The organism is Caproiciproducens galactitolivorans, assembly GCF_004768785.1.
GTDB classification, from domain to species: Bacteria; Bacillota; Clostridia; order Oscillospirales; family Acutalibacteraceae; genus Caproiciproducens; species Caproiciproducens galactitolivorans.
The window spans coordinates 27,650-50,534 of the sequence record NZ_SRMQ01000006.1; the positions used below are offsets into that span (position 1 = coordinate 27,650).

The following is a 22,885-nucleotide window of genomic DNA, read 5'->3' on the forward strand; positions in this document are numbered from 1 at the left end:
TGTTATAATTAATTTATAGAAATATAAGTGAATGCAGGAAGGAGCAATTGTTTGAATACGAAAAGAATCAAAATAGGTGTCGGTTTTGCAACGGGGCGCAGGCACTTTCAAAAGGTGCTGAAAACCTATATTTATAACTGGCACGAGGAATGCGGACTGGCCCAGAATGAAAGCATGGAAATTCATCCGATCGTCGCATACGACCTGCGTTTTGCAAACGCGAAGAAAACAGACTTTACAAATATCCAAAACGAATTAAGAGATTTAGTTGGCGATATTTATTTTGCGGACGCCGAGTTTATCAAAAAAGAAACCGATGAAATGATTCGCAGGGGCATACTAAGCGAAAAGGAGGTTCATTTGCTGTTTGGGAGCGGGTATGCCGGGAAACGCAACGCGGTGCTTTACACCGCATTGAAAAAAGGAATGGACTACCTTCTTTTCCTGGATGACGACGAATATCCCATTGCGGTGACCAATACGCGTTCCACCGCGGTATGGGGCGGTCAGCACGTGCTGAAAACGCATTTGGAATACATAAAAGACGCGGATATTACCAATGGGTACCACTGCGGATACATTTCCCCCATTCCGCAGATTGCATTTAATGATACGTTGAAAAAAGAAGATTTCAAGCAATTCATTGAGGCGCTGAGCAATGATATTATTCGCTGGGACACCATTCATTCCCTTATGAAAAACGGCGGGGTAACCTATGCCGACCCCGGAATCATAACGGCGGATCGGGCACAGGAGGTGCCGGAAACCAACTGCACGAAGTTTATTTCCGGCAGCAATCTTTGCATTCGCCTGACCGGGCAAAAACAGATTTACCCGTTTTACAACCCGCCGGGCGCGCGGGGGGAAGATACCTTTTTGAGCACATGTCTGACAGGCAGCAAGGTTCTTCGCGTTCCCTGCTACACCTTCCACGACGGTTTTTCAACTTATAAGCATTTAATGGATGGCGTACTGCCGATCAAGTTAAAACCAATCCTTCCGGATTCCGGGAAAGTGATCGACCGGTTTTACAACTGCTGCGTCGGCTGGGTTCGATACAAGCCCCTGTTGCTGTATATTACACAGAGGGAGGATTACGGGAGGCGGATCACGGAGATGCGCTCCGCGCTTGGCGAAACGCTCCCGAAGGTGAGCAAATATTTCGGAAAGGACGACTTTGTGAAAATCCGGAAGGAACTGGACCGGTATGACGCAAACGTCCGGAAGCATTACGATCAGTTCCAGAAGACGAAAGAGGTCTGGGAAAGGGTTCTGGAGGATCTTCGATGCGAGGCTTAGATTGGTCCGGAGTTGGAATGACCATCTGGCGGAATCCTGCCTGAATTGCAAGGCGCTGTTCCATGGCTGGTGGAAAAGATCCCCTCGTGCTGTCCCGGGCGGTGCTTTCTTTTTTATACAATAGAAATCGGACGAATTCCCGGGAACTTTGGGAGATTAAGCGTTATTATCATGAATTTTTGTAAATACCATGGACTTTAATCTGCTGCCGGAGTATAATGGCTGATTATAGACAATTCGTATGCAGCAAAGGAGCGATATTGTGAATGTTCTTGTTGTAGGATGCGGAAGGCTGGGAACACGTCTGGCAGAGATTTTGGATGAGCATGGACACGACGTTGCCGTGGTGGATTCCAATCCTGACGCATTCCGGAACTTAAGTGAAGATTTCAGCGGGCTAACAATCACCGGCATGCCGATGGATATGCAGGTGCTGCAGAACGCGGGAGTGCAAAATTGCGACGCAGTAGCGGTTGTCACACCGGACGATAATCTGAACATAACCGTGTCACAGATTGTCCGCGAATTTTTCGGTGTGAAAAATGTGGTCGCGCGGATTTCCGACCCGGCGCGCGAAAATGTATTCAAGCGGTTCGGGCTGAAAACCGTCTGTCCCACAAAGCTGGCGGGTGACGCGATGTTTACCGCGCTGACACAGCCCTTAAGCCCCAAAAATCTATCGTTTGAAACGGCAACGGTTACCTTTCACTGCCGTGCCGTAGATAAAGCGCATGACGGTGCGGTTGTGGAGTCTGTGCCGATGGACGGGGGAGAAACCATCTTTGGCGTGTTGCGCACGAGTGGGGAGATGGAGCTTTACACGGTTGGAAAGAGTATGATGCTTGCTGAGGGCGATCAGGTCATTTTCGCTAAGGTAGTGGATTGAATTAGGGTGAGGAAATTATGAAGATTATAATTGTAGGCGGAGGAAAGCTTGGCCATCAAATAGCCGGCAATATGTTGGATAGAAAATATACCGTTAAACTAATTGAAAAGGACAAGGCGAAATGTATGCGCCTTGCGAATGAACTGGACGCAGAGGTAATCTGCGGCGACGGCACCGAAATTGAAGCGCTAGACGCCGCCGGAACCAGAAACGCGGACTGCTTTATCGCGGTGACGGGCAGCGATCAGGATAATCTGGTGGCTTCCCAGCTTGCGCGAATCGAATTCAAAGCGAAAAAGGTCATTGCAAGGGCAAACGACCCACGTAATCTGGAGGCGCTCCGAACGCTGGGTACGAGCATCGTCGTAAGCAGTACGGAAATAATTACCAGTTTAATCGAGCAGGAGGTAAATGTGTCGGGGATGCATCTGCTTGCAACGCTGAATAAGGGGAAAGCCAGCATTTGCTCCATTACGCTTTCAGACAACACCTCTCTAAACGGTACAGCGCTGAAGGATATAATACTGCCAGAGGGGTCGCTGATCGTTTCCATTGTGCGGGGGGAAGACACGATGATTCCGAATGGTTTGACGAAAATCCGCGCCGGGGACGAAATTGTCGCCGTCTGCATGGGCGACAGCCAGAAAGAGCTCATGAAGATTCTGGGAGCCACGGCTTAGAAGAAAGCAAAAAAATCCCACCGTTTTGCGGTGGGATTTTGTATATTTAATTGTAGGGATTAACCAACGATCACTTTGCCTTCCGGAAGGATGGAGCCGTTCGCATGATGCCCCTTCTGTAGTGTCAGTGCAAGTCCGAGCGAAACGGGACCGACGCGCCCAACGTACATTGTAAACGTTACGGCAAGCTTCGAAACCCAGCTTAGCGTTTGCGTAACACCCGCAGTAAGCCCAACCGTACCGAATCCGGAGGTTGCTTCGAACAGGGCGTCGATGCCGCTGATATCCTGATCGGCAGACAGAATGATCCCGGTGGTAATCAGGACGAGCAATGCCGCGCTGAAAACAATCGCAAGCGAACGGTAAACCGTAAGCTTGTCCAGCCTTCTTTTTAAAATCGTCGCTTCCTCGTTCCCTTTCATCACGCTGACGACAGTTGCCAGAAGAACCACAAAGGTGGTGGTTTTAATGCCGCCGCCGGTTCCGGCAGGGGAAGCGCCGATAAACATCAGGATTACCGTGAGGATTTTTGTAAAATCATGCTCTTTGGCGATGTCAACAGTACAGAAGCCGGCTGTGCGCGGGCTGACCGACTGGAACAGCGAAGCGTTCAGCTTCGTGCCGAAATCCATGCCTTTTAGAGTGTTGTTATTTTCGCATAAGAAAAATAGCACGGCGCCTAGAACAATCAGAAAGGCGCTCATGCTTAAAGCAATAGTGGAATGGAAATTCAGGTGTTCCGGCTTTTTTTTATGTATTCTTTTTAATATACGGGAGTAATAAATATCGGCTACGACAATGAACCCAATCCCGCCGATTATGATCAGCGCTTCCACCGTTAGGCAGATCAGCGGGTCGCTCACATAGGGAATCAGGCTGCCATCCTTCATGACGAATCCGAGAATATCGAAGCCCGCGTTGCAGTAGGCGGAAACAGAAGTGAATACGGCGATCCATATTCCCTTGGAACCGAACTGCGGTACAAATCGCAACATCATCAGGAGTGAGCCAGCCGATTCGCAAAGGAAGGTGAAAATCAGGATCATTTTCACCAGATGAGTAATATTGATTGTGTCCCCGCTTGTATTCTCCGTCGCAAGCTGCAGATCGCGCAGGCCGAGCTTCCGATGCAGCAAAAGCGAAAAACCGGTGGTCAGCGTAATGACCCCCAGGCCACCGATCTGGATCAGCAAAAGGATAATCACCTGACCCAGCAGGTTCCAGTGAGTCCAGGTGTCGAAGGCGATCAGCCCCGTGACGCAGGTTGCGGAGGTTGCCGTAAACAACGCGTCTACAAACGATGTGGGCAGTCCGCTTCTTGATACGGCGGGCAGGGTAAGCAAAAATGCGCCCGCCAGAATTACAACGGCGAAGCTGACGACAATCAGCCTAACCGGCGGAACATTTTTCAACCGCCTTTTTACCCGGAACGCTTCTTCTCCCATAAAAGAAACACCTCAAGACAAAAATATTTTTCTTTTTTCCCCAATCTTTTGCAGGGCAGCCACCAAAGGCAGCCCCAGAAAAAAGCATATTACCAGTTCTCCCGCGCCAACGGTAAGCGCGGCGCTCCAAAAGCCTGCCCAAGATAAGCCCTTGGGGGAAAACACCGCAATTTCCAACCCGATGACCACCGCGTTAAACAGGACGGGGGGCAGCGGCGCCAGAAAGGGTATGTTTTTCACGCGGACATTCCGCAATTGGCGGGTTGCAATGGCCGCCAAAAGGGTGGCCATTGTGCCAAATATCATGTCGACCGCGCCGTACCCGCTCCAGATGTTTGAAAGCAGGCATCCGACCGCAAGCCCGGGAATAGCTGCCGGGGTAAATACCGGCAAAAGGGTAAGTGCTTCGGAAAAACGGAATTGGACAGGGCCGTAAGCAAGGTTCGCCATCGCTGCCAGCAAGGTCAGCACCGTGTAAATCGCGGCGATCATTGCACCCTGCACCAAATACTGTAAGTGCTGTGCATTTTTTCTCATGTTTTCTGAGCCTCCGTAGTTTTGTTTAAGGTCAGGATGTTGCGACTGACCGTGCCGTTACCGACAATACATTACAATACTACAAATATAATAAAAAAGCAACCGGAATCGGTATCCATTTTGATTGAATACCCCGGCATTCCGGTTGTATTTCTATTCTTTTGCGTTGTTTTATCCGGTTTGCTCCGGTTCCGGCAGTTTTTCAATCAAAATCTTGGAGATTCTGCGTTCTTCAACCTCTTGAACCGTGAGCATCAGATTTTCGATCTGTACGCAAGGGTGTTCGCCCGGCTTGGGGATTCGGCCAAGCATTTCCACCACAAGACCCGCGATGGTGTCGTAGTCGCCCTCCGGCAGTTCCACACCGACCAGGTCGGAAATTTCATAAATGGAAGTGCCACCGTCAACGGTGAATTTATTTTCATCCACTTTATGTATTTCCTCTTCCTCGTGGTCATATTCATCCTGAATGTTGCCAACAATCGATTCCAGCATATCCTCCATGGTGACGATACCTTCGGTACCGCCGTATTCGTCCACGATAATCGCAATTTGCGTCCGGTTCTCGGTCATCTCGGCGAAAAGCTGGCTGCAGTGCTTGCTTTCCGGCACAAAATAGGCCGGGCGCATCAGGTCGGTGATTTTTATATCCGGCTCCAGCGGGCTGCCGACAAACTGGAGCAGATCCTTCACATAGATGACGCCGAGCACTTCGTCCAGATCCTCATGGTAAACCGGGATACGGGAATGTCCCTTTTCCATAGACAGCTTCACTACATCCTGGATCGTGGCGGTGTCCTCGACCGCATCCACCTCGGTGCGGTGCGTCATGACCTCGCTTGCCGTAATATCGCTGAAATCGAAAATATTGGAAATCATGTCCTTGGCGGTTTCGCCAATCACGCCCCGTTCCTCGCCGGCGTCCACCATCATCAGGATTTCTTCCTCGGTGACGGTCTGCTCGGAAGCGTTGGGGTCAACGCCAAGCAGCTTTAAAACCACGTTGGTTGAAAAAGATAAGAAGGCGATAAACGGTTTAAACACCGTTGAGGTGCCCTGCAGGATTCCGACGAACCGGAAGGAAAGCTGTTCCGCGCGCTGCATGGCGATTTTTTTCGGGACCAATTCACCCAAAACCAGCGAGAAATATGAGAGGAGCAAGGTGATCAGTACGGTGGATACTCCGTAAATAAGGCTTTGGGAAGCGGGCAGGAATGAAAGAGCGTCCGCAAGGTTCCCGGCAAAGCTTTGGGAAGCGGAAGCGGAGCTTAAGAAGCCGCTCAGCGTAACGCCGACCTGAATCGTGGCGAGAAAGCGGCTGGAGTTTTCCGTCAGCTTCATAATTTGGGCGGCTTTTTTATTTCCATCCTCCGCCATTTTCCGGATCTTATTATCATTTAAAGTGATGACGGCGATTTCGCTCGCGGAAAAAAACGCGTTGGTTAAAATCAGCAAAAGCAAAATCAGGATGGAAACAAACGGGCTTGGCTGCTGCTCCACAGCAGCAGGAAGTACGCTTAAAAAATGAAAAAAAGAGCCGTCAGGTTCAGGAGACATTCAGTTTTCCCCTTTCAGAAATGAAATTATTTAACATTTATTCTATCGTATTTTTAGTGGAAATGTCAATCAGCCGGAAAAGGGCTTGCGCCCTGTGCGCGCGAGCATGCCAAAGCCACAACGACGTGGCTGCTGAAAGCCGCTTTACAGGGGTGCCAGCGCCCCCAAAACAGTAGATTTTCGTAAACTTATTTAAGAGGATGTAAATTCTACCGGGTTTTAAGGAAATATTCTTTACATATCCTAAGAAAGATGATAAAATTTAGACAAGGTACGCGTATTTGGCCTGTACCGTGGTAAATAGATTATCCTTAAAGGAGGAAAATAAAAAGAAATGGATTCAAGAAAGATGAAAACTATGGATGGCAACAACGCCGCCGCGCACGTTTCGTACGCATTTACGGATGTTGCAGCCATCTACCCGATCACCCCGTCTTCTGTTATGGCTGACGAAACAGATAAGTATGCGGCGGCCGGCAGAAAAAATCTTTTCGGTAGAGAAGTTAAGGTTACCGAAATGCAGTCCGAAGCCGGTGCGGCTGGCGCTGTGCACGGTTCGCTTGCGGCCGGTGCGCTGACAACAACCTATACCGCTTCCCAGGGTCTTCTTCTGATGATCCCCAACATGTATAAGATGGCGGGCGAATTCCTGCCGAGCGTTATCCACTGCTCCGCACGTTCCCTGTCAACCCATGCTCTTTGCATTTTTGGCGATCATTCCGACGTTTATGCATGCCGCCAGACCGGTTATGCAATGCTTTGCTCTAACAGCCCGCAGGAAGTAATGGATCTGGGTGCAGTTGCCCACCTTTCTGCAATTAAAGGCCGTGTGCCTTTCCTGCATTTCTTTGATGGTTTCCGCACCTCTCACGAGGTTCAGAAAATCCACATGTGGGATTACGCCGATTTGGGCGAGCTCCTTGACTGGGACGCCGTTGAAGCCTTCCGCCGCCATGCAATGAACCCAGAGCACCCGGTAATCCGCGGTACGGCCCAGAACGACGATATGTTCTTCCAGGCAAGCGAGGCAGGAAACGAGCAGTACAATAAACTGCCGGAAGTCGTTGTGGACTATATGAACAAGATCAATGCAAAGATCGGCAGCGATTACAAGCCGTTCAACTACTACGGTGCTCCGGATGCGGAGAGGGTTATCATTGCCATGGGTTCTGTCTGTGAAACAGGGGAAGAGGTTGTTGATTACCTGAACGCGGCGGGTGACAAGGTCGGACTTGTGAAAGTAAGACTGTACAGGCCTTTTGTTGCAAAATATCTGCTTGATGTTTTACCGAAGACTGTTAAGAAGATTTCCGTACTCGACAGAACTAGAGAGCCGGGTTCCATTGGCGAGCCTCTGTATCTGGACGTTCTCGCAGCCCTTAGCGGCACCGAATTCGGTACTGTTCCGGTTTACACCGGTCGTTACGGCCTTGGCTCCAAGGATACAACCCCGGGTCAGCTTGTTGCCGTATACCGCAACATGGAAAGCGACACGCCGAAGAAGCGCTTCACAATCGGCATTGTCGATGACGTTACGCATCTTTCCCTCGAAGTTAAGGAAAATCCAGATACCACTCCGAAAGGCACACATTCCTGCAAATTCTGGGGCCTTGGCGCCGACGGCACCGTTGGTGCAAACAAGAACTCCATTAAGATTATTGGCGACCATACGGATATGTATGCACAGGGTTACTTCGCCTATGATTCTAAGAAATCCGGCGGCTTGACCGTTTCCCACCTGCGCTTTGGGGACAAGCCGATCAAGTCCACCTACTATATCAGCCAAGCGGACTTCGTTGCCTGCCATAAGCCTTCCTACGTATATGAGTACGATATGGTTCAGGATCTGAAGAAGGGCGGCAGCTTCCTTTTGAACTGCCAGTGGGATCTCGAAGAACTGGACAAGAGGCTGCCGGCGAAAATGAAGAGATATATCGCGGAAAACGATATCAACTTCTACACCATCGACGGTATTAAGCTTGGTAAGGAAATCGGTCTGGGCGGCCGCATCAACACCATCCTCCAGTCCGCTTTCTTTAAGATTGCAAACATTATTCCTTCCGATAAGGCTATTCAGTACATGAAGGATGCGGCTCTGCATTCTTATGCTAAGAAGGGCCAGAAGGTTGTCGAGATGAACTACGCTGCAATTGAGCGCGGCGCAACCGACTTTGTTAAGGTACAGGTTCCGGAATCCTGGAAGAACTGCACCGACGGCACAGAGGAAAAGAAGGTTACCGAAGGCAGGAAGGAAACAGTTGAGTATGTAAACAACATCATGAATCCTGCGAATAAATACAAGGGCAACCAGCTTCCTGTTTCCGCGTTCCTCAAAATGGCTGACGGTACGGTTCCGTCCGGCTCGGCTGCTTATGAGAAGCGCGGCATCGCAATCGACGTTCCGGAATGGATTCCGGAAAACTGCATCCAGTGTAACTTCTGCTCTTATGTTTGCCCGCATTCCGTTATCCGCCCTGTCGCAATGACACAGGCCGAAGCCGACGCGGCACCGAAGAGCCAGAAGTACAAGGACATGACCGGCATCCCCGGCATGAAGTTCGGTATCACGGTTTCCACCTTCGACTGCACGGGCTGCGGCTCCTGCGCAAGCGTCTGCCCGGGAACAAAGGGCAACAAGGCGCTCGTTATGAAGCCGATCGATTCCCAGACTGCAAGCCAGGAGGGCTTCAACTACGGTCTTACGCTCAGCGAGAAACCGGAAGTTGCACAAAAGTTCAAGGAGACAACTGTAAAGGGCAGCCAGTTCAAACAGCCGTTGCTTGAGTTCTCCGGCGCATGTGCGGGCTGCGGTGAAACTCCTTACGCAAAGCTGATCACCCAGCTCTTCGGCGACAGAATGTATATTGCCAACGCAACGGGCTGCTCCTCCATCTGGGGCGCTTCCGCACCGGCAACTCCTTACACCGTTAACAAGAAGGGATTCGGTCCCGCGTGGAACAACTCCCTGTTTGAAGACAACGCAGAGTTTGGCTACGGCATGGCGCTCGCTCAGAACGCAATCCGAGGCAGACTTGCGGAATATGTTGAGAAGATCGAAGCTTCCGACAATGCTTCCGCTTCCTTGAAAGAAGCTTGCAGGAACTACCTTGCAACCGCACAGGACAGCGGCGCAAACCGCCCGGCTACCGATGCGCTGATTGCACAGCTTGAAGAAGCGGCAAAGGGCAGCGACGAAGTTGCCGAGCTTGCGAAGAAGACCTTGAAGGATAAGGACTTCCTCGCCAAGAAGTCCATGTGGATCTTCGGCGGCGACGGTTGGGCTTATGATATCGGCTTCGGCGGCCTTGACCATGTTCTTGCTTCCGGCGAGAATGTCAATGTCTTCGTCTTCGATACCGAAGTGTATTCCAATACGGGCGGACAGGCTTCCAAGTCCACCCCGATCGGTTCCGTTGCACAGTTTGCCGCAACCGGTAAGGGAACAAAGAAGAAGGATCTTCCGGCAATTGCAATGAGCTACGGCTACGTATATGTTGCCCATGTTGCTATGGGTGCCGATATGAACCAGTGCATCAAGGCGATTACAGAAGCGGAAAGCTACAACGGCCCGTCCCTCATTATCGGGTATGCACCGTGCATTAACCACGGTATTAAGGGCGGCATGAGCATTGCTCAGCTTGAGGAGAAGAAGGCGGTTGAGGCCGGCTACTGGACCAACTTCCGTTACGATCCTCGTCTTGCGGAGCAGGGCAAGAATCCGTTCCAGCTCGACAGTAAGGCTCCGACAGCCAGCTATCGTGACTTCATCATGGGTGAAGTTCGTTACAACGCACTTACCCGCGCATTCCCAGAGCGCGCAGAGGCTCTGTTCCAGAAGGCCGAAAAGATTGCGGCCGAGAATTACGAGCATCTCGTGAAACTCTCCAAGATGGAATAATCTATTTACCGTTGAAAGGGCCCCGCACAAGTGTACTGTGCGGGGCCCTTTTTGTTTGCATATTTCAGATAATAAGGAGGAAGAAGGACACTAGTTTAAAACTCGATCCCCTTTCGTGCGGGAATTCCACGGTCGTAGGGATGCTTTATTTTCCGGATTTCCGAAACATAGTCGGCAAGCTCCAGAACCTCCGGCTCCGGGTCGCGTCCCGTAAGAACAAGCTCCAGGTTTTGGGGCTTGTTTTTTATAAGGTCGATCAGCAAGCTTTTGTCAAGCAGGCCGCAGTTGACGGCACCGAAGACCTCGTCGAGGATGAAAACGTCATATTCCCCCGCGTGAACGGCGGAAGCCGCGCGGTGGAACTGTCCCGCGCAAAGAGCCGCAGTTTCCTCCAATTCCTGTTTGGTCATTTGAAAAGTGAATTTTATGCGGTCCAGGGAGGGAAGGATATGGAAATCCTTCAGATCCCGGAGCACGTTCAGCTCGCCGGAGGTGGTTCCTTTTAAAAATTGGACCATCAAAACCCGCTTCCCGCTGCCGCAGGCGCGGATCCCAAGGCCGACCGCCGCGGTGGTTTTGCCCTTCCCGTCGCCGCAGTATATATGGACAAGTCCGTTCATGTGATTCCTCCTTTGCGTTTCTTTGCTGGCAATGTTCATATTTTGGACAAACAGCCTTTACATATTTTTTGAAAAATAATCATAAAAATATAAACTAATTGTCACATCGTTTTCACATTGAAACGGCATAATAACAACCATAGAAGCAATTAAGAACAATTTGAGAGGAGCTGGTACAATGTATCATCCGTTTGAAGATAAAGACCGGACAAATCAGAATACATGGGATACGGGCTACACCAATTCGGGACAGACCCAGTGGCAGGGCGATTATTACCACTATAGTAAACCGAAGGAGCCGACATCCTACAGTTGGCAGTCGCCCGCGCCAAAACCGCCTTTTTATCAGGAACAGAAAACAAAAAAATTCGGTGGGAAGAAAACCTTTTTAAAAGTTGTGGCAGGAGTCCTCTGCTGTATGATGATCTCAGTCGGCTCCATTGCAGGCTTTACAGCGCTGGTCAATAATGGCTATATCAAGCTTGGAACATCCAGTACTTCCACAAGCGCACCAGCGTTTACCGTAAATAGAGTCGTGAACAGCACGACCAATACAGCGACAGCCGGCGAGCTGACAAAACAGCAGATTGCGCAAAAGGTCATTCCCTCCGTTGTCTGTATCCAGAATTATCAGATTACCCAGAGCACCCGCTATACAATCGGCGGAACAACCGAGAGAAACGGCACGAAAAGCAGCGAGGATGATGACACGGTAAGCCCCGCCAGCGAAGGCTCCGGGATTATTACAACGAGCGATGGTTATATTATAACAAACGCGCACGTTGTGGATGGCGCTTCCTCCCTGAAAGTGATTTTATCAAACGGCACGAAATACGAGGCGAAGCTGATCGGCAGCGACAGCGTAACCGACCTTGCCGTAATCAAAATAGATGCCACGGGCCTTACGCCGGCGGAGTTCGGTTCTTCGGATGACCTAAAGGTTGCGGATACCGTTATGGCAATCGGCAACCCGGGCGGCATGGAGTTCAACTCCAGCGTAACCGTAGGCTATGTTTCCGCGCTGAACCGTGAAATTACCAATTCGGAAACCGGCTATACCATGAAATGCATCCAGACCGACGCGGCAATTAACCCGGGTAACTCCGGCGGTGCGCTGGTCAACATGTACGGCCAGGTCGTTGGCATCAACTCATCCAAAATCGTGGCGAGCGGCTACGAAGGGCTTGGCTTTGCGATTCCGGTCAACGAGGCGCAGCCCATTATCAGCGACTTAAAGCAGTACGGATACGTGAAGGATCGCGCGGTGCTGGGGATTTCCGGAAAGTTCATCGATTCCATGACTTCGCGGTTCTATAACCTGCCCGTGGGCATGTACGTTAGCTCGGTGAGCAGTCAGAACGTTACGGCCGCAGGGATTAATAAGGGCGATGTAATCACAAAGATCGACGGCAAGGATGTAAACAGCCAGAATGTGATAACCAGTGTGATCAGCACAAAGAAGCCCGGGGATACGGTTACGTTGAACGTGACAAATTCCCTGACAGGGGAAAGCTTTACCGCCAAAGTGAAGCTGTCCCAGGCAACCGGAAAATAACGTACTAGGAACTTTTTCATAAATTCTCCCTTCTTTTGCAAAACAGCGGAACCGAAAGGTTTCGCTGTTTTTATTTGCTTACCCGATCGCGCAAGCTCTCTTCGCCGTAAACGGTGCCCTTTGCCCGGGGCTTCAGGATTGTTTCCAGACGGGCGGCCATGCGTTCTTTTGAAAGCGCGTCAATCAGCATTTTGTCAATGGTGTTTCCGCTTCCGCCGATCAGCCCGAACAGCATTTTGGCGGAGGCTTCCACGCCGGGATGCTCAAAAAAGCGGATCAGCAGCTTTTCGCCGTAAAAAATGAATTTCATCACCCGTAGGCAAGGTGTTTCGATAAAGGACAGGTACAGCTGTAGGACCGTACGGCCGTCCTCGTCGGTGTTAAGGCGTGCGGTTGCGCCCACGGTGTAAACATCGCCGTTCGAGGTAATGTCGCACCGGCGCGGCACGCCGTCCAGCCCGGCGATGATTACGTTTTTGTCGCTGCCGTCGTAAAGCGTTATCCGGCACAGGTTCGGTTCAAACGAGAAATACACCCGGATGATTCCGCCGGCAAAATTGTTGGTGACGCATTGTAAAATGAGGGGCATCAACGTCCCATGGCTGTTTCCCAGCCGATATTCCCGGTTGTTGATTCCCGCCGCGAGCAGGGGAATGGTTTCCGCCTTCCGGGGAAGAAAGCGAAGGAAAAACGCGGCGAAGCGGTTCGTTTTCTGTGGTTTCGGTGCGTTTTCCGGGACAGCATACAGGTTTTCCAGCCTGCTTTTCAACGAACGCAGCGCCTTTATATCCTTCGGCAGGGGATGGTCATAGATTTCCTGTGCGCCATCCCCGAAATATTTCTTTATGATTTCACAGGAATCGTCGGCAAACAGATTCTGGCTTCCGCCCGTCATGGCGACCACCATATCGTGCTGTGGCAGGACGGTCACGTACTGCCCGAAAACGCCGTTGTACTGGTACGCGTCCCTGACGCCGAATTTCCAAATTTGGTATCCGTAGCCGACGGGCGGTTTGCCCTCCCTTGGCGGCGTTTGCACTTTTGTGGATTCCTCCACCCACTCTTCGGGCACGAGCTGCTTCCACTCGCCGCCCACATTCCAGTACCCGCGCTGCAAATAAAGCTGGCCGAGCTTCGCCATATCCGCAATGTGCAGGTACAGCCCCCAGCCACCCTTTTCAATGCCCAGCGGGCAGGTTTCCCAGTACACATTTTCAATGCCCAGTGGTTCAAATAGGCGGGGAGTCAGGTATTCCACCAGCCCCATCCCCGTTTTTTTCCGTACGATGGCGCTGAGCAGATACGAATTCATACTGTTGTACTGGAACTGGGTGCCCGGCTCAAAAACGCAGTCGGACAGCAGGAAGGCCTTTACCCAGTCTTTTTCCACAAAGGAACCCACTTCGTTGAATTTGATGCCGCTGGTCATATTTAAAAGGTGCCGAATGGTAATTGCGTTGATACGCGGGCTGCGCAGCAGAATTCCTTTTTCGGGGAAAAGGTCGATTACCTTTTCGTCAAGAGAAAGAAGCCCTTCGCCCTGCGCAATGCCCACCGCCATGCCGGTGACGCTTTTCGCAAGGGAAAACATCATATGCGGATAGCTTGTGGTATAGGGCTTAAAGCTGCCCTGCGCAATGACCTTGCCGTGCCGCATCAGCAGGACGCTGTGTACCCGGATGTGGCCGCAGGAGGCAAGCTCCGTAAAGAAGCGCTCGATGTATCCGCTGGGGATCCCCTCGTCCTCCGGGGTGGAGGGAAGCAGGCCCTGATTCCCTGTTCTCGGCTCGTTCTTCTTCTTGCAGGGAAGAAAGGGATAGGGCGTGATACGCTGCATGTCGCCGCGCACAAACTTCGCGACAAGGTCGGCAGTTTTCATTTGGGACAGTATATCCATCATTGGCAACAGCCCTCCAATGTTAGGCTTGATTCATCGAATTCTCCAGCCGGACGGCAAACGGCTCGCGGTCTTTTTTCGGCGGGGGAGCGGTCAGGCCGAATTTCAAAGTAAGCCGTTCGAACGAGTCGGGCAGCATTTTAAGGATTTCCTCGGGAAGATCGGGCAGCACGGCAATGGCCTGATCGATGCTTTCGATCAGGTATCCGGTTTTCTCAATACCGTGAAGGCGCAAAACACCCTTTGGCTCGCCGTTTTTGTCGAGCGGGATGCGAAGCGTATGGAAAAGAAGCGGTGCGCAGTCGGGCCGGTAGCCGGGCGTGCTGCTTACGGTAAGGACAAACGGAACCGCATGCAGAAGCTTTGCCATGCAAGAATTCAAATCTTCTTTTCGGATACATATTTTTGTTTCCGCTATGGTTATGCCGTAAGGGGAAAGTGTTTTTTGGATTTGCTCTTTACAGTGCATGGTTTTGTGTGCCTGATAATACAGGATACCGGCGTTCATGTTCCATCCCCCCAGGTAATCAGCTTTTTCGAACGGCCTGTTCGTAGGTGTCAGGCCAAACCGGCTTTTTTTCGCCATTCTTTTTGTACCAGCAGTCCGGATAGACTACTTTTTTATTGTAGGATGCCTTCGGAACGTCCACCGATTCGCTTTCTCCGGCGCGAACTTTCCGCGCGACCACAACCTCGCGGAAATCATCGAATTCATAGGAACATGTGGACAGTAAAAGGATGCTGTCGTTTTTGTTCACGCTCACATCCGTATTGTAAATCGAACGAATCCTCATTTGGTAAACGAAGTTTAAAAAATCGCTGTCACTTTTAAAGTTGGTTTTCAGGTAATTGAACGGAACCCCCTGCTCCGGCAGGGTATTTGCAAGGAAAACCCCGATGACCTTCCACTGCGCCTTGGCTTCGGCGGTGTCGAAGGTAAACACCGGCGTGCTTTTGTAAAAATCAAGGGACTTGTATTTTTCAAGCTGCGTAAACATACGCCCCGAATGGAGGGAATGTCCGTACAGCAGGACGCTGCGCGATTTTCCCTGTTCCACGGAACAGCGGGCGTCAACATAAATACTGCCATAGGAAGCATACCGGTTCCGGTAATCATGCGTCAAATAATAATCCGGGTCTTTTTTGTCCGCCTGTAAAACCGGAAGGTCGATATTCGTATTTGGGACTTTAATCCAGCCCACAATGGCGGGGTTGACCTTCCGCAGCTCTTCAAATGTCAGTTTATGTACCTGTTCGCTGTTTTGTGCCGGGGAACCGGAGGGGGAAGGCTGCGGGTTATGATAGTATATTTTTTGGATTTCCTGTTGTTCCCTGTCCATCATCGCCGGCTGTACAAAAAGCTTCCAGGCAAGGAAAAGGACGCAAATCACAAATACGCTGCCGGCGAGGATACAAACAATTTTGTTCAGGAGAAGTTTGTTTCCGCCCTTCTTCCGGTTCGCGCGGTTTTCTTCGTTCTGCGGGTTCATGTGCCTTGCCCCCTTTCCAATTTCTATTATTTTTTCAGCGTATAGGCGGCTTGTTCCAGCCCGCCCAGCCCGTTCAGGCGGCGGCGCACCATGTCGAGCGCGTTGGAAGCGGCAAGCGTGCGGATATAGCAGCGGCCCTTCGCTGTGCCGGTGCCCGGCATCTTGCGCACCCAAGTGTGTTCCTTGTCGCTCAGCGCAACATAGACCAGCCCCACGGGCTTTTCCGCCGTGCCGCCGCCCGGTCCGGCAATGCCGGTAATCGCCACGCCGAAGTCGCTGCCGGATTTTTTTCGCACGCCCTCCGCCATGGCGCGGGCGGTTTGCTCGCTGACCGCGCCGTACTGCTTCAACGTTTCCTCCGGAACGTCCAGAAGCAGGGTCTTAATATCATTCGCGTAAGTGACCACGCCCATGTGGAATACTTCGCTGGCGCCGGGATTGTCGGTAATTCGCTTAGACAAAAGCCCGCCGGTGCAGGACTCCGCGGTTGCAAGCGTCAGGCGCTGCTTTTTCAGTTCCTGAACAACGGCTTCTTCCAGGCTTTCCACGTCAATGCCGTAGATATAATCGCCAAGGCGCTTTTTCAGCTCCTCCACGACCGGCTCACACAGCGCGGCGGCACGTGTTTCATCTTCCGCGCGCGCAGTAACGCGCACAAACATTTCCCCGTCCTTGGCATAGGTTGCCGCGGTGGGGTTGGCACCGTCGGTCAGGTCGGGAATCAGTTCGGCGACATAGCCTTCGCCCAGCCCGAAAACGCGTACGATTCTTGAGACAATGACCGCGTTGGAGTCCTTCATGAGGTATGGAACCGCGTAATTTTTGAGCATCGGGATCAGCTCCGAAGGCGGTCCCGGAAGCATGACGACGATTTTTCCGCTGTCGGTTTTAAATCCGCAGCCGGGCGCGGTTCCCCAGTCGTTGGGGAATACCGTGCAGCCCTCCGGCAGATATGCCTGCTTTTTCTGGGATTCGCCGACCACCCGTCCTTTGAAATACTCGATGATGCGGTCCATGCTTTCCTGGTGCAGGACAAGCGGTTTCCCTGCCGACTTGGCGATGGTTTCCTTTGTAAGGTCGTCGCCGGTGGGACCGAGACCGCCCGTCGTGATCACAATGTCGCTCCGCCTGTACGCGTTTTCCAGCGCTTCCTTCAGACGGTCGATATTGTCGCCCACGGTGCTTGCAAACAGCAGGTTGACGCCGATAGCCGAAAGCTCGCGCGCCACGTAGGACGCGTCGGTGTTTATGGTATGGCCGAGCAGAAGCTCGGTGCCGACGGATATAATTTCAGCGTTCATAAATTCCTCCGTTCCTGTGTGGCGCAATTTGCAATTTTCGAACATTACGCACACAATCGTAAATCAGTTTTTCACAGTCGAGTGCCTGTTCGGCCGTAAGGATATCCCCAATTTCGGGGCGCGTGCGCGGATGCTTCGGCGTAAATACGGTACAGCAGTCCTCGAACGGCTGAATAGAGATGTCAAAGGTTTGGATTTTGCGCGCGATTTCGATGATTTCCAGCTTGTCCATGCCGATCAGCGGGCGGAATACCGGCATTTTGGCGGCCTCGTCGGTACAGGCGATGGCCTGAATCGTCTGGCTAGCCACCTGCCCAAGGCTTTCGCCCGTTATCAGCGCGGAGCAGGCTTCCTGGCGGGCAATTTCTTCGCTCACGCGCATCATGAAGCGGCGCATAATAATGGTAAACAGTTCTTCGGGGCATTTCGCCATGATTTCTTCCTGCACCTTGGCAAAGGGTACGATGAACAGGTTCATCCGCCCGGCGTATTCGCTTACCCTTGTGAGCAGGTCGATCACCTTTTGCTCGGCGCGCTCGCTGGTGTAGGGTGGGCTGGCAAAATGGACGGCGGTCAGTTCCAGGCCGCGCTTTGCCATCATCCACGCGGCAACCGGGCTGTCGATGCCGCCGCTGATCAGGATGGCGGCGTTTCCTCCGGTACCGACCGGGATCCCGCCGGCGCCCTTGAGCGGCTGGCCGTGAACATATGCGCCGAAATCCCGGATTTCCACGCGGACGATAAGGTCAGGCTGATGTACATCTACGCAAAGATGCGGGTATTTCTTCAGTAAGTATCCGCCGACTTCGGAAGAGATTTCCGGCGATTTCAGGGGGAAATGCTTATCGGAGCGCTTGCTTTCCACCTTGAAGCTTTTCGCCGCAAGCAAATCGGATTTTAAATATTCCCCGGCGGCTTCCAGTATGGCGGGCATCTCCTTTTTTACAACGCAGGCGCGTGAAAAGGCAACGATACCGAATACCTTTGCGATTCTTTCCACAGCGGCGTCCAGATCTGCGCCTTTGCTGGGGGTAACATAAACGGTGGACTGGGCGGCTTTTATATCGAATTCGCCCAGCCGGTTCAATCGGCGGCGGATATTGCGCAGAAGGGCGGCTTCAAACGTATTCCGGTTCAGCCCCTTCAGTACCATTTCGCCGAGTTTTATTAATATAACTTCATCCATTGAAACGTCTCCTAAATCGGTTTTGTGGTCAGGGTGGCCAGACCTTCTTTTACCGCGTCGACCAGCCCGTCAATATCTTGTTCGGTGTTATAGCGGGAAAAGCTGATTCGCAGCGCGGAAGCAATCCGGCTTTTCGGCAGCCCCATCGCGGTTAAAATCCGGCTTTCCTTTCCCTTGGAGCAGGCGGAACCCGAGGATACATAAATTCCCTTGTTCGAGAGGAAATGCAGCATGGTTTCCGCGCGGACATTACCGGCGGAAAAATTAACAATATAAGGGCATGCGTCCTGCGGCGAATTCAGCGTAACGTCGTCGACTTCGCTCAGGCGTTTCCGGCAGTATGCGCTGAGCTTCTCCATGGCTGCATATTGCTCCGCAGTATCCGGCAGCGCTTTTACCGCCGCGCCAAAGCCCGCGATCAGCGGCATAGCTTCCGTTCCGGGGCGGATGTCCTTTTCCTGCCCGCCGCCGAAAGCCCGGGGCTCAATGCGGACACCCTTTCGGAGAAAGAGCGCGCCCACGCCCTTCGGTCCGTGAATTTTGTGCGCGCTGATGCTCAGAAGGTCAATTTTCAGTTTTTTTGGCTTTACTGGAATTTTTCCGAAGGCTTGTACCGCATCCGCGTGGAAAAGCGCGGGTGCTTTCGCCGCCGCAATGGCTTGGGGAACGGCTTCCAGAGGAAGTATCGTTCCGACTTCGTTGTTCACATACATCATGCTAACTAGAATGGTGCTCGGCGTTACGGCCTTGAAAACCTGTTCCGGGCGGATTCGCCCTTCCTTATCCGGCTCCAGATACGTGACGGAATAGCCTTCCTTTTCCAGTTGCTTCATCGTGTTCATGATCGAGGAATGCTCAATCGCGGTCGTAACAATATGGCTGCCGCGCCGCCTTAGCGCGTGGGCCGCCCCGAAAAGGGCCAAATTGTTGCTTTCCGTCCCGCCGGACGTAAAATAGATTTCTTCGGGCAATACGCCAAGCATCCCGGCGACGGCCTCCCTTGCCGCGGTCAGCTCCCGTTCCGCCTGAAAGCCCTTCGTATGCAGGCTTGACGGGTTGCCATAGTTTTCCGTCATGACCTCCATTGCCTTAGCGGCCGCCTCGCGGCAGACTTGTGTAGTGGCCGAATTATCCAAATATATTTCACCCAATTGGGATATCCCTCCAAATTGTTTTTGATATTACCATATTATACACCAAGCAATGCCTTTGAGCAACGAAAACGGAGAAGCGCATTGCATTTTCGTCTGAATGTATTATAATAAAATGGCAGGAAAACTATGCATGCGCAAGAGTATTTCGTCAAAGGAGGCGGCGGATTGGCATTAAAGAATACGAAGCAGCGCTGCGCGGTTATGCGGGTTTTAAAAGACAGCAGCGACCCCGTAAGCGCGGAAGATATTTTTGCGGCGCTAAAAGACGAATACCCGAGTCTGGCTCTTTCCACCGTTTACCGCAATCTGGAACGCTTCGCGGCGGACGCGTTGATTGAAAAGGAAGTCTGGAGCGACGGCGTGGTCCGGTATTCCATTGCCCAGGAGCACCACGGGCATTATCTGATCTGTACCGGATGCAGCGCGAAAATCAAGATCGAGGAATGCCCGCTTACAGGCATTGAACAGGGCCTTGCGCGCGACACCGGCTATGAAATTGAGGGCCATACGTTAGCGATTTACGGCAAATGCCCGAAGTGTGCGAAAAAAAGAAAACCGCTGAAAGAAAAATAGAAGATCATAAGAATACAAAAAGAACCATGGATTTTTCCACGGTTCTTTTTATTTTCCAAAATTTTAGGGATATTGTGTTGCAAAATCCTTTGTTTGTTGTCTTTATAATATGAAATCAAAAAATGGTTCCATTTATGGGAAGGGGTGATTCCGATGTGCATTTAAGCATAGGAACATTTGTGTGATACATAAACGAAATAAAAGGAGTGTAAAAAATGAGGAATTGTACGAAAAAAATTAATTAGTTTTGTTTTGGTAGCGACGATGTCTTTGGCAATTTCTGTTACGGCGTTTGCGGTAGAGAAGGATACTACATCCCAGCCGAAAAACGAAGTTGTTCTACAACGGAGGAACGGTACTGTGAAGATTGATCTACCTACTAATATATCCAAGGTGGAACTTGACAAACTGAAGAGAAATATTCTCAAGTATGGCAATCAGGTTCTTTCTCAGGAAGAAGTGGATCGTATCAACGCGGAAGGAGCCGCTCGGGATGGTCTGGTGTATGGGCCGTGGTTCGGTGGCACCGATAAGTATTATGCAATGTCTTTGGATGAAACGGTTACCTTTTTTGCTGCCGTGGGCGCAGTTGTAACTCCATTCCTTGATTGGGCAGAAGTAATTTCAGTTACTGCAACAGACGTGACTAGTGGAATTTGCTCAGCAGTTGGTTTGCATTACGCGATACCTAGTTCTGTTTCTCAGGGACAGTGGGTAAAAGCCAATATGGCAAAAAAGTACCGCGAGGTAAAGTATAGCGACGGTACTTTCGCTTATTTCCAGACAGGCTTCTTTGCAAATAACCTTAATGTTGCAAAGAAATCCTATGGTTCGCCCGTTACGATTTTTAGTGGACAGTTGGATTGATTTATATTATGAACTATATAGAAAAAACGTATAACCGGTTCGTGCACTTTTTATTTCCGTTAATAGATCGCCTTTACCCGTTCATATCTTTGGTTTTGATTGTGGCTGCCTTCTCAATTTCCGGAAACTACTGGCAAATCAGAATTGTTTTTCTTTGGTTCTGGTTTGTAAATAGTGAAATTAATCGGGTGGGCGCCATGGAACGCGACAATCTTCCCATACAACCGGAAAACAGCCCTTTTTATCACATTTATCGGTTTATTGATCGGATTTTTTTCCTCTTCCTGCTCATTTTCCTGGTCATCCTGCTGATTCCGGAACTGCTGTGGCTTAAGAGTGTATTTTGGGGGGTGTTCATCATAGCTGTGCTGCTTCGCACGATTGGGGATCGGAAATACCGTCCAAAAAGGCCGGAAGAATAATTGCCTGCTTATCACACAAAACAGCCGCCGATCTCTCGGCGGCTGTAGATTGTAAAGTTTATTTCAAGAGGGAAATCAAATATGTGATTTCCCTTTAATTACATATGTTACTACGGATTCCGGCTGGATTCGGATGACCCCAAATATGAAATTGAAGTGAATATATCGCTCTATAAGAAAGAAAACGAAGGCGATCGTATTTTTCGTTACACCTCCCCGGAGAAGGACGATAAAGAAAGCTATAATACCTATGAAGGCATATTGAAATTGATTGGTATGCTGAACTTAAAAAAAGAAAATAAAAAACTGCTGCAGGATTTAACGATCGGTCAATAGGTAATTATCCTATATTAATCAAATCAAAAAATATTGTGTTGCAAAATCCTTTGTTTGTTGTCTATAATTATAAAATCAAATAAAGGAAGGCCGCTTCAGACAAAGCAGCCTTCCTTTTATGTATTAATTGGAGTTTGGGAACGCGCCTTCCGGCGGAAGAGGACGGGTTTCCGGCGGCTTGGGAAATCAAGCTCCGCCGCCGGGAGCCCTTATTGAATATTGGCTTGTTCCAGAATCCGTTTCGCTTGTTTTAAGTCCGGTTTTGCAACATAGATAGTGTATAAATTTTCAAAATCCGGGTTTTCCCTCGTCACAGCCATGCGGTCCTGCATTCTGCCCATTCCGGAAAACTGGTTTTCCACATGGTAGTCATAAGCAATTTTGTTAACCTCAAAAAGCGAACAGATATCCTGAAAGGTACTGTTGGAATACCCTACATAAACTTCCGACCGGCTCCACGGTTCCATTTTTTTATTTTCTCCTTTTCTGTCAGACTTTTTTCAGAACCTTCACGATTTCGCCGACAAACATCTTATGGTAATCCTTGTTCGGATAGTTTTTCTGTTCGACGGAAGGGTTGGTAAAGCAGGAAGGCTCCATCATCTGCCCGTAAAGCTTACGGCAGATGAGAACGCAGCGGGCTTCCTCAAAATACGGGACGCTCCCGTCGTAAACGGTCGTTAGCCCGGTTTCCTTCGCTTTGTCCACGTCGCGGCCGGAATGGCTACCGCAGTAATTCAGGGTTTTGCGCTGGCTTTCATCAAAGAAGCAAAGGGAATAATACTCCTCTTTTTCAAGGAATTCCAGCGTGTAGCGCTGCGGGCGCAGAAAAATGAAGGATACATTCTTATTCCAAAGCACACCCAGCCCGCCCCAGCTTGCCGTCATCGTGTTGCACTTTTCCTTGTTTCCGGCGGTAATCAGCATCCATTCGTCCCCGATTTTTGTAAACGGATTGAAGCTCAAGTCGGTAAGTTCGGTTTCCTGAAACATAATCTCTGCCTCCTAATTCTTATTTTCTATACTGCATATTAGCACATTTAGCCATATTATACAACGCGGAAAATAATATTGCGCCGATTTTATATAATTGCGATAAAGTGAATATTTATGCAGAAAAAGCTTGATATTCCGTATAAATAGTGTATAATAAAACACAACATCATAAACAGGGGGACGTAA

20 protein-coding genes are annotated in these 22,885 nt (G+C 50.6%); 8 read left to right on the forward strand and 12 right to left on the reverse strand.

What is annotated here, in order from left to right:
• Positions 1-51: 51 nt before the first annotated feature.
• From CAGA_RS07540 to CAGA_RS07550, 3 genes are all read left to right on the forward strand, one after another.
• Complete coding sequence (locus tag CAGA_RS07540; RefSeq protein ID WP_135659444.1) at positions 52-1,299, forward strand: hypothetical protein; 1,248 nt, start codon at positions 52-54, stop codon at positions 1,297-1,299.
• A gap of 262 nt (positions 1,300-1,561) precedes the next feature.
• Positions 1,562-2,185 carry a potassium channel family protein gene (locus CAGA_RS07545; protein ID WP_135659446.1) on the forward strand — a complete coding sequence of 208 codons (624 nt, stop codon included), beginning with the start codon at positions 1,562-1,564 and terminating at the stop codon, positions 2,183-2,185.
• Positions 2,186-2,202: 17 nt separating this feature from the next.
• On the forward strand, positions 2,203-2,865 hold the full coding sequence (locus CAGA_RS07550; protein WP_135659448.1) for a potassium channel family protein: 663 nt from the start codon (positions 2,203-2,205) through the stop codon (positions 2,863-2,865).
• Positions 2,866-2,924: 59 nt separating this feature from the next.
• Here the strand turns inward: CAGA_RS07550 and CAGA_RS07555 are convergent, their stop codons facing one another.
• From CAGA_RS07555 to CAGA_RS07565, 3 genes are all read right to left on the reverse strand, one after another.
• On the reverse strand, positions 2,925-4,310 hold the full coding sequence (locus CAGA_RS07555; RefSeq protein ID WP_135659449.1) for a TrkH family potassium uptake protein: 1,386 nt from the start codon (positions 4,308-4,310) through the stop codon (positions 2,925-2,927).
• A 12-nt stretch (positions 4,311-4,322) separates the two neighbouring features.
• Entirely contained in the window at positions 4,323-4,847 is a 525-nt protein-coding gene (locus CAGA_RS07560; protein WP_135659451.1) for a QueT transporter family protein, read from the reverse strand.
• A 171-nt stretch (positions 4,848-5,018) separates the two neighbouring features.
• Positions 5,019-6,404 (reverse strand): hemolysin family protein, encoded by a 1,386-nt coding sequence (locus CAGA_RS07565; protein ID WP_135659454.1) that lies wholly within the window; start codon positions 6,402-6,404, stop codon positions 5,019-5,021.
• Positions 6,405-6,738: 334 nt separating this feature from the next.
• On the opposite strand from CAGA_RS07565, the gene nifJ reads away from it, so the two are divergent.
• Positions 6,739-10,302 (forward strand): pyruvate:ferredoxin (flavodoxin) oxidoreductase, encoded by a 3,564-nt coding sequence (gene nifJ / locus CAGA_RS07570; protein WP_135659456.1) that lies wholly within the window; start codon positions 6,739-6,741, stop codon positions 10,300-10,302.
• Between the two features lie 95 nt (positions 10,303-10,397).
• On the opposite strand, the gene CAGA_RS07575 is transcribed toward nifJ, so the two are convergent.
• The gene (locus tag CAGA_RS07575; protein ID WP_135659458.1) at positions 10,398-10,922 is read right to left on the reverse strand and encodes a cob(I)yrinic acid a,c-diamide adenosyltransferase; all 525 of its coding nucleotides are present in this window, start codon (positions 10,920-10,922) and stop codon (positions 10,398-10,400) included.
• A 178-nt stretch (positions 10,923-11,100) separates the two neighbouring features.
• Between CAGA_RS07575 and CAGA_RS07580 the strand changes: the two genes are divergently transcribed.
• Entirely contained in the window at positions 11,101-12,477 is a 1,377-nt protein-coding gene (locus tag CAGA_RS07580; protein ID WP_135659460.1) for a S1C family serine protease, read from the forward strand.
• Positions 12,478-12,547: 70 nt separating this feature from the next.
• On the opposite strand, the gene CAGA_RS07585 is transcribed toward CAGA_RS07580, so the two are convergent.
• Genes CAGA_RS07585 through CAGA_RS07610 form a run of 6 tightly spaced genes read right to left on the reverse strand, consistent with a single transcriptional unit; the run spans position 12,548 to position 19,502 of the window.
• Positions 12,548-14,377, reverse strand: a complete 1,830-nt coding sequence (locus CAGA_RS07585) for a serine hydrolase domain-containing protein (RefSeq protein WP_135659462.1) — start codon at positions 14,375-14,377, stop codon at positions 12,548-12,550.
• A gap of 19 nt (positions 14,378-14,396) precedes the next feature.
• Complete coding sequence (locus CAGA_RS07590) at positions 14,397-14,882, reverse strand: hypothetical protein (RefSeq protein ID WP_135659464.1); 486 nt, start codon at positions 14,880-14,882, stop codon at positions 14,397-14,399.
• Between the two features lie 19 nt (positions 14,883-14,901).
• A complete protein-coding gene (srtB, locus tag CAGA_RS07595; protein ID WP_135659466.1) occupies positions 14,902-15,864 on the reverse strand; it encodes a class B sortase in 963 nt (320 codons plus the stop codon).
• A 26-nt stretch (positions 15,865-15,890) separates the two neighbouring features.
• Positions 15,891-17,165 carry a competence/damage-inducible protein A gene (locus tag CAGA_RS07600; RefSeq protein ID WP_135659468.1) on the reverse strand — a complete coding sequence of 425 codons (1,275 nt, stop codon included), beginning with the start codon at positions 17,163-17,165 and terminating at the stop codon, positions 15,891-15,893.
• On the reverse strand, positions 17,155-18,351 hold the full coding sequence (thiI, locus tag CAGA_RS07605) for a tRNA uracil 4-sulfurtransferase ThiI (RefSeq protein ID WP_135659470.1): 1,197 nt from the start codon (positions 18,349-18,351) through the stop codon (positions 17,155-17,157). The genes CAGA_RS07600 and thiI overlap by 11 nt, the downstream gene beginning before the upstream one ends.
• 11 nt (positions 18,352-18,362) lie before the next feature.
• Positions 18,363-19,502 (reverse strand): cysteine desulfurase family protein, encoded by a 1,140-nt coding sequence (locus tag CAGA_RS07610; RefSeq protein WP_135659472.1) that lies wholly within the window; start codon positions 19,500-19,502, stop codon positions 18,363-18,365.
• A 168-nt stretch (positions 19,503-19,670) separates the two neighbouring features.
• Here CAGA_RS07610 and CAGA_RS07615 point away from each other — a divergent pair, with 168 nt between their 5' ends.
• From CAGA_RS07615 to CAGA_RS07625, 3 genes are all read left to right on the forward strand, one after another.
• Positions 19,671-20,078, forward strand: a complete 408-nt coding sequence (locus CAGA_RS07615) for a Fur family transcriptional regulator (protein WP_243112981.1) — start codon at positions 19,671-19,673, stop codon at positions 20,076-20,078.
• 360 nt (positions 20,079-20,438) lie between these two features.
• Positions 20,439-20,945, forward strand: coding sequence for a hypothetical protein (locus CAGA_RS07620; protein ID WP_135659476.1), 507 nt, complete (start codon positions 20,439-20,441; stop codon positions 20,943-20,945).
• Between the two features lie 197 nt (positions 20,946-21,142).
• Positions 21,143-21,367: a hypothetical protein gene (locus CAGA_RS07625; protein ID WP_135659479.1), complete on the forward strand. Its 225-nt coding sequence runs from the start codon at positions 21,143-21,145 to the stop codon at positions 21,365-21,367.
• A 545-nt stretch (positions 21,368-21,912) separates the two neighbouring features.
• Here CAGA_RS07625 and CAGA_RS07630 read toward each other — a convergent pair.
• Together CAGA_RS07630 and CAGA_RS07635 are read right to left on the reverse strand one after the other, a co-directional pair.
• Positions 21,913-22,170, reverse strand: coding sequence for a hypothetical protein (locus CAGA_RS07630; protein WP_135659482.1), 258 nt, complete (start codon positions 22,168-22,170; stop codon positions 21,913-21,915).
• A 22-nt stretch (positions 22,171-22,192) separates the two neighbouring features.
• Positions 22,193-22,696 (reverse strand): flavin reductase family protein, encoded by a 504-nt coding sequence (locus tag CAGA_RS07635; RefSeq protein WP_135659484.1) that lies wholly within the window; start codon positions 22,694-22,696, stop codon positions 22,193-22,195.
• Positions 22,697-22,885: the final 189 nt, after the last annotated feature.